The 7,041-nt window shown below is 64.2% G+C and carries 8 protein-coding genes; 3 read left to right on the top strand and 5 right to left on the bottom strand.

The window, feature by feature from the left end; all coding sequences use genetic code 11:
* A partial coding sequence (locus HX881_RS25145; RefSeq protein WP_218171773.1) for a hypothetical protein occupies positions 1–449 on the top strand: 449 nt, incomplete at its 5' end.
* Here HX881_RS25145 and HX881_RS25140 read toward each other — a convergent pair.
* A complete protein-coding gene (locus tag HX881_RS25140; protein WP_017125477.1) occupies positions 446–910 on the bottom strand; it encodes a TIGR02444 family protein in 465 nt (154 codons plus the stop codon). The genes HX881_RS25145 and HX881_RS25140 overlap by 4 nt on opposite strands.
* A 50-nt stretch (positions 911–960) precedes the next feature.
* On the opposite strand from HX881_RS25140, the gene HX881_RS25135 reads away from it, so the two are divergent.
* Together HX881_RS25135 and HX881_RS25130 are read left to right on the top strand one after the other, a co-directional pair.
* Positions 961–2,871, top strand: coding sequence for an ATP-binding cassette domain-containing protein (locus HX881_RS25135; protein WP_017125476.1), 1,911 nt, complete (start codon positions 961–963; stop codon positions 2,869–2,871).
* An 88-nt stretch (positions 2,872–2,959) separates the two neighbouring features.
* Complete coding sequence (locus HX881_RS25130; protein ID WP_017125475.1) at positions 2,960–3,592, top strand: LysE family transporter; 633 nt, start codon at positions 2,960–2,962, stop codon at positions 3,590–3,592.
* 275 nt (positions 3,593–3,867) lie between these two features.
* Here HX881_RS25130 and HX881_RS25125 read toward each other — a convergent pair whose 3' ends face one another.
* From HX881_RS25125 to HX881_RS25110, 4 genes are read right to left on the bottom strand one after another with little or no spacing between them, the layout of a single operon-like run.
* Positions 3,868–4,614 carry a hypothetical protein gene (locus HX881_RS25125; RefSeq protein ID WP_042935154.1) on the bottom strand — a complete coding sequence of 249 codons (747 nt, stop codon included), beginning with the start codon at positions 4,612–4,614 and terminating at the stop codon, positions 3,868–3,870.
* 3 nt (positions 4,615–4,617) lie between these two features.
* Positions 4,618–5,208, bottom strand: coding sequence for a penicillin-binding protein activator LpoB (gene lpoB / locus HX881_RS25120; protein ID WP_177058276.1), 591 nt, complete (start codon positions 5,206–5,208; stop codon positions 4,618–4,620).
* Positions 5,209–5,250: 42 nt separating this feature from the next.
* Positions 5,251–5,625 (bottom strand): YcfL family putative periplasmic lipoprotein, encoded by a 375-nt coding sequence (locus HX881_RS25115; protein WP_017125472.1) that lies wholly within the window; start codon positions 5,623–5,625, stop codon positions 5,251–5,253.
* A gap of 16 nt (positions 5,626–5,641) precedes the next feature.
* Positions 5,642–7,036, bottom strand: coding sequence for a COG3014 family protein (locus HX881_RS25110; RefSeq protein WP_042935153.1), 1,395 nt, complete (start codon positions 7,034–7,036; stop codon positions 5,642–5,644).
* Positions 7,037–7,041 lie beyond the last annotated feature (5 nt).

Below are 7,041 nucleotides of genomic sequence, written 5' to 3'. Positions count from 1 at the left end.
AAACCGCTGCCGCCAAGCCAGCTGCAAAACCGGCCGCTGCCAAACCCGCTGCTGCCAAGCCAGCGGCGAAACCAGCCGCTGCCAAACCGGCTGCCGCCAAGCCAGCTGCAAAACCAGCGGCTGCTAAAACCGCTGCCGCCAAGCCAGCTGCAAAACCAGTTGCTGCCAAACCGGCTGCCGCCAAGCCGGCTGCAAAACCTGCTGTTGCCAAACCGACTGCCGCCAAGCCAGCGGCGAAACCCGCTGCTGCCAAACCGGCTGCTGCCAAGCCCGCGGCGAAACCTGCTGCTGCCAAACCAGCCGTAGCCAAGCCAGCAGTTGCCAAGCCTGCAACTCCGGCACCTGCTCCAGCAGCACCGGCACCGACTGCAGCCGCTGCACCGGCCCCAGCCGTTACTGCTCCAGCGCCGGCTCCGGTCGCCAGCAGCACCCCAACCAGCGCTTCCTAAGCCTGGCTCACCGCGACGCGCAGCTGTTGCAGCGCGTCGCGGCTCAGGTGGGCCGCTTGTGCGGTGCTGCCGTCCAGCCACGCCATCAGATCGTCGGCCATTCCCTGTGGCCAGTCCCGGCACAACCCTTCCAGGCGCAACAGCAATTGGCGTTCCGCCTCCAGTTCAAGTGCCTTCACCTGATCGCGCAGTACCTTCAGCTCGTTGTCCTGCAACGCCATGGCCCGCCATTGCCCGCGCAATTGCCTGAGTGGCTGCACCACCTGCGCCTGCCAGGGTTGTGCGACCAGGCGCAATTGCGCCAATCGCCCGGCCTCGCAGCTGACGCCGCGTACCCCCAGCCACGCCGCGCAGAGCATCAGGCAGACATCCGCCCCCTGCGCCTGCAGGGCCAGGCAGGCTTCTTCCACGCCGGGCTTGGCATAAGTCTCGAGAGAAAACGTCCACAGGTCAGCATGCATGGTTCGATCCGCGCCAGTTGCGAGGGAAGCTGGTAGACTCCGCCGCCATTATGATTCGACTTCAGAACCTGACTTTACAGCGTGGCCCGCAACGTCTGCTAGAAGACGCCGAGCTGACCCTGCACGCCGGCCATAAAGCCGGCCTCATCGGTGCCAACGGCGCCGGCAAATCCAGCCTGTTCGCCCTGTTGCGGGGTGAGCTGCACCCGGACTCGGGTGACTGCTTCCTGCCGGCCGATTGGCGTATCGCCCACATGCGCCAGGAGGTCGATACCCTCGACCGCCTGGCGGTCGACTATGTGCTCGATGGCGACATACGCCTGCGCCAGGTGCAGCACGACCTGGCGGCGGCCGAGGTGGCCCACGATGGCGCTGCCCAGGCGCGCCTGCACGCGGAGCTCGACAGCGCCGACGGCTACACCGCCGACGCCCGGGCCCGCAAGCTGCTGGCCGGGCTGGGCTTCACCAATGAGCAGATGGACCGCCCGGTCGGCGATTTCTCCGGCGGATGGCGGATGCGCCTGAACCTGGCGCAGGCACTGATGTGTCCGTCGGACCTGTTGCTGCTCGACGAACCGACCAACCACCTCGACCTCGACGCGATCATCTGGCTGGAAGAGTGGCTCAAGAGCTACCCCGGCACCTTGCTGCTGATTTCCCACGACCGCGACTTCCTCGACGAAGTGGTCGATCACGTGGCCCATGTCGACCAGCGCAAGATCACCCTCTATCGCGGTGGCTACAGCGCGTTCGAGCGCGCCCGTGCGGAGCGCCTGGCCCAGCAGCAACAGGCCTACGAGAAGCAGCAGGCGCAACGTGCGCACATGGAAAGCTATATCGCCCGCTTCAAGGCCCAGGCCACCAAGGCCCGCCAGGCGCAGAGCCGGATCAAGGCCCTGGAGCGGATGGAAGAGCTGTCGGCGGCCCACGTCGACTCGCCGTTCGACTTCACCTTCCGCGAGTCGCACAAGATCTCCAGCCCGTTGCTGGACCTGTCCGATGCCCGCCTGGGTTATGGCGAGAAAACCATCCTGGAGAAGGTCAAGCTGCAACTGACCCCGGGCGCGCGGATCGGCTTGCTCGGCCCCAATGGCGCAGGCAAGTCGACGCTGATCAAGAACCTCGCTGGCGAGCTGTCGCCGCTGGCGGGACGCATGACCCGCGGTGAAAACACCGTGGTCGGCTACTTCGCCCAGCACCAGCTCGACTCGCTGGACGCCAAGGCCAGCCCGCTGCTGCACCTGCAACGCCTGGCACCGACCGAGCGCGAGCAGACCCTGCGCGACTTCCTCGGGGGGTTCGACTTCCGTGGCGCGCGCATCGACGAGCCGGTGCTGAATTTCTCCGGCGGTGAAAAAGCCCGCCTGGCGCTGGCCCTGATCGCCTGGGAACGGCCGAACCTGTTGCTGCTCGACGAACCGACCAACCACCTGGACCTGGAAATGCGCCTGGCGCTGACCATGGCCTTGCAGGAGTTCAGCGGTGCGGTGCTGGTGGTCTCCCACGACCGTCATCTGCTCAAGAGCACCACCGACAATTTCTACCTGGTGGCTGACGGCAAGGTCGAGGAGTTCGACGGCGACCTGGAAGACTATGCCCGCTGGCTGGTCGAGTATCGCCAGCGCAACGCTCCGGTCAGCAACACGCCGGTGAATGCGGACAAGACCGACAAGAAGGCCCAGCGCCAGGCCGCGGCTGCGTTGCGTCAGCAACTGGCCCCGCACAAGCGCGAGGCCGACAAGCTCGAAGCCGAGCTGGGCAAGCTGCACGAGCGGCTGGCGAAGATCGAGGCGAGCCTCGGCGACAGCGCGGTCTACGAAGCTGACCGCAAGGACGAGCTGCGTGACCTGCTGGCCGACCAGGCCAGGCTCAAGGTCCGTGAGGCGGAACTCGAAGAAGCCTGGATGGAAGCCCTGGAAGTGCTGGAAAGCATGCAGGCGGAGTTGGAAGCGCTGTCCTGACCGATAGTTGTCCGACAAAAAACGATGGTCAATTTCACGCCCGCGGATTAGCTTAGAGGTTTGTTGAAACTCTTATCCGAGGTGCGTGATGCTGATTGAGACGTGGCTGGCATTTTTTGCGGCATGCTGGGTAATCAGCCTGTCTCCTGGCGCTGGCGCGATCGCTTCGATGTCCAGCGGCCTGCAGTATGGTTTCCTGCGCGGTTACTGGAATGCCCTCGGTCTGCAACTGGGCCTGGCGGCACAGATCGCAGTGATCGCTGCCGGTGTCGGTGCCGTCCTGACCGCTTCGGCGACGGCCTTCTACGCCATCAAGTGGTTCGGCGTGGTGTATCTGGTGTACCTGGCGGTCAAACAGTGGCGCGCGCTGCCCAGCGACATGACCGAGGAAGCGACGATCCGTCCGGTCGGCAAGCCGCTGACCCTGATGTTCCGCGGTTTCCTGGTCAACGTCAGCAACCCCAAGGCACTGGTGTTCATGCTCGCGGTGCTGCCGCAGTTCATCGATCCCCATGCGCCGCTGGTGCACCAGTACCTGATCCTCGGCGTGACCATGATCGGCGTCGACATGATCGTCATGGCCGGCTACACCGGCCTGGCAGCCAAGGTCTTGCGTCTGCTGCGCACCCCCAGGCAGCAACGCCGGATGAACCGGACCTTTGCCGGGTTGTTCGTCGGTGCGGCCGGATTCCTGGCGACGCTGCACAAGGCGACCACCTGAGGCTCTTTGTTGCCTGAGCGGACGCTATCGCCGGCAAGCCGGCTCCCACAAGATCTGAATCGTAGCCGGGAGGTGTGCTCGATGCCGGCTCCCCTCACGATCAGCGTCGTGCTGCGCAAGTGTGTTCGACGCCGACTCCCACAGGATCCAAGCCGTAGCCGGGAAGCGTGCTTGATGCCGGCTCCCTCGGGATCAGCGTCGTGCTGTGCAAGTGTGCTCGACGCGGGCTTTGTGGGAGCCGGCTTGCTGGCGATGAACGATCACGCGGTCCCGGATTATTGCAGGACCCGCGCCGGCTCATCCGGTGGCAGGTTGTTGCGTTGCAGTGGCTGGCGCGCATCCGGGGACATATCCGGGCCGCCCAGTTGCATGCTCAACTGTCGCGCGACATCCTCGCCCAGGGACTTGGACACATCACGCACCACCCGCGGACGGTTCAGCGAAACGCGGATATCCCGGCTGTTGACCAGCTTGGTGTCCTGGCCTTCGCCCATGGCGGTGAACGCCGAGGTGATCTCGTAGGTCCGGGTGTTGATCAGGCTGAAATCGCCCACCAGTGTCAGCCCCAGTACCGCGGAGTAACTGTTGGTGTTGGCCAGTTCATTCACATCCTGGGTGAAGTCGATGTCCGAGACGGTGCCGAACAGCACATAGTCGGCACCCTTGAAGCTGCCGCCCTTGATCCGCTTGATCACGTCGTAGACATCGCCCTTGGAGCTGGCGGTGTAGGGCGTGCCCTGGATCAGCTGGAACATGCCGGTACGCAGGATCTCGCCCTTGATGTCGCCGGTGAACTTGCGTAGCTCGCCTTGCTCGATATAGCTGCTGCGGCTCTCGTATTCGTCATAACTCGACGAGCCCGAGGCGCCGTAGTAGCTCTGCTGGTAGTTGTTGCGCGCCGAGACGCTGCGGATGTACTGCTCCACTTGCGCCTGATACGCCAGGTCCGCCACCGCGACCTTCGGTGCGGCCTGCACGCCAAAGGCGCAGGCCAGGCCGATAATGCCAATCCATGCTCGCATCGTTCAACGCTCCGTGGTTTTGCGAATCTCTTTCTCGTCCATCCATTCGGCCAGGCCGCTTTCGACGTCGATCAGTTGCAGGCTGAACTTGTAGAAGACGTCCTTGTAGTCGCTGCTGCGCTTGACGATCGAGCTGATCGAGCCTTCCAGGCGGTACTTGGCGGCGATCATGTTGCCAGTCTTGCTGACGGTGCTCTTCTTGTACAGGCCACTCTGGTTCTGCAGCTTCAGCTGGTCGACCTGGCTCTGCATCTCGGTGTTGTCGCTGGCGAAGCGGGCGGTGCCGGACTTCATCAACTGGGTCTTGATCGAGGTGGTGATCTCGCGGGTGTCGATGTATTCGCTGGTCTTGTTCTTCACGTCATACACCTGCACCACCGGACGGCCCTGCAGGATGCCGGACTGGGCCAGGGAACGGGTCATGGACTCGGCGATCATCTGCAGGTCGGTGGAGCCGAACTCGTTGGTGACCAGCTCGACGGCCTTGGTGTCACCGTAGCTGATGTTCTTCCCACCCAGGACCGGCGAGGTGTTCTGGGCGCAACCGCTGGCCAGCAGGGCGACAACGGCGAGGAGTGAAAAGCGTGCAAACATGGAGAGGTTCTCTTCAAAGGGGCGCAAGGGGGCGACGGCGTATCAAGGGGTTTTGACTTCCAGGCGGAAGTCGGTGGCCTTCGGTGTCGGGGCGATGCCTGGCAGGAAGGTACTCTGGGCGCCATAAAGGCCCAGGGTCTTCCAGGTTTCCTCGTCGGCGACCGGGAAGCCGTCATTGCCCAGCCAGGCAAAGCGGTAGTACATCATCTTGTTCTTGGTGCGGGTGTTGCTCAGTTGCACCTTGACGGTGAGGAAGCCGTTTTCCCGGGCGACGCGAATGGCGCCGACCTGGATATCTTCCATTTCACCCAGGGCAACGATCTTGCTCGCGGCACTCCCCGGTGCCGGGGGCGGCGGTGGGGTGGCACAGCCGGCCAGCAAGGCCAGGGCAACGACAGCGGTCAGTTTGAAGTGCATGCGCAAGACTCCGTTCTCAAGGTTGTTTGATGCTGGCCACGGCCGTCGGGTTGGCGCTCGGGATCAGCCGGGCCGCCAGGCCGCTGGTGAATACCTGGTTACCGACGGCGCGCAGGCTGATGACCTGGTAGCGGCGGTCGATGGTGACCTTGACCAGCGAGCCGCCGACGGCGCTTGGCAGCGACACCTGGTGCTCGCCTTTCTTCAGGCGCAGGCGCACCACCTGGGTGGTGTCCGGTAGGGTGCGCCAGGTCCGGGTATCGGCGCCTTCGAGGACGGCCGAGGTGATGCCCACGGCCAGGCCGGCCATCGGGTTGACCTTGTTCAGGTTCTTCTGGGCGATGCCGCGGCTGATGGCCCGTACGCTGGTACGCAGGATGATGCCCGGCATGTCGTCGCGCAGGGCGCGCCGGGACATGGCGGTGGTGCTGTTGAGCGCGGTCAGGTTGACGGGCTGGCCGTCGACGCCGATCTGGGCGAAGCCCGGGGTCGAGGTGTCGGGCTTGATGATCGGGAACGACAGCGGGGTGATAACGATGCCGTTGTCGATCGGCAATGGCAGCGGAATGCGGATCGAGTCGCGGGCCGGCGCCAGGCCGCTCTGCACGACGATCAGGATATCGCTGTCGTCGTCCTTGGCGGGCTTGTCGAGGTTGACCAGGGCCTGTTCCAGCAGCGGCGTGTTGGGACGCAACTCGGCCGCCTGGCGATAGCCCGGCGCGGCCAGGTCCTTCTCGCCGAGGGCTTCGTAGACATAGCCGGCCAGGTAATGACTGAACGCGCTCTGGTAGCTATTTTTCAGGCCGACCACTTCCGGGGCGTCGAGGCTGGCCACCGGGTAACCCTGGAGATCCTTGTACTGGGTCTTGATCCCCTGCTGGTCGGCTTCTTCCTCGCTCTTGAGGTACTGCTTGTCGCGCAGGTCGGCGATCACCGCTTCACGTTCGTGGGTCTTCTTGATGGCGGTGCGGGCGCTCTCGAAGTCGTTGACGGCGAGGAAGTTCAGCGCCATCTGCGTGGTCAGCATGACCTTCTCGTAGTCGTAGCCCTCGTACTTGCGCACCTTGTCGTTGACCAGGAAGCTGCCGAACTGGGCGACGTACTTGGCGGTGTCCAGCTTGACGTCATCTTCCCAGTGGCCGACCACCTGGTCGGCATGACCCCAGGCCTGCTGGCTGCCGGGCAGGTCGCCCTTGGCCCGCAGCAGCTCGCCTTTCTCGAAGTAATAGAGCAGGTCGCGGTCTTCGCTGCCGTTGTTCTTGTCCAGCAGGGCCAGTGCCGCGTCGACATTGCCCGAGGCCAGTTGCTGGCTGGTCTGTGCCAGCTCGCTGTCGTAGTTGCGAAATACCGAGCAGCCGGACAGCAAGGCAATGGTGCCCAGGGCAATCAAAAGGCGAGTGCAGGATGTCATGACGA

Source organism: Pseudomonas gingeri, from assembly GCF_013386115.1.
Lineage (GTDB): Bacteria > Pseudomonadota > Gammaproteobacteria > Pseudomonadales > Pseudomonadaceae > Aquipseudomonas > Aquipseudomonas gingeri.
This window is presented reverse-complemented; position numbering and strand designations above follow the sequence as displayed.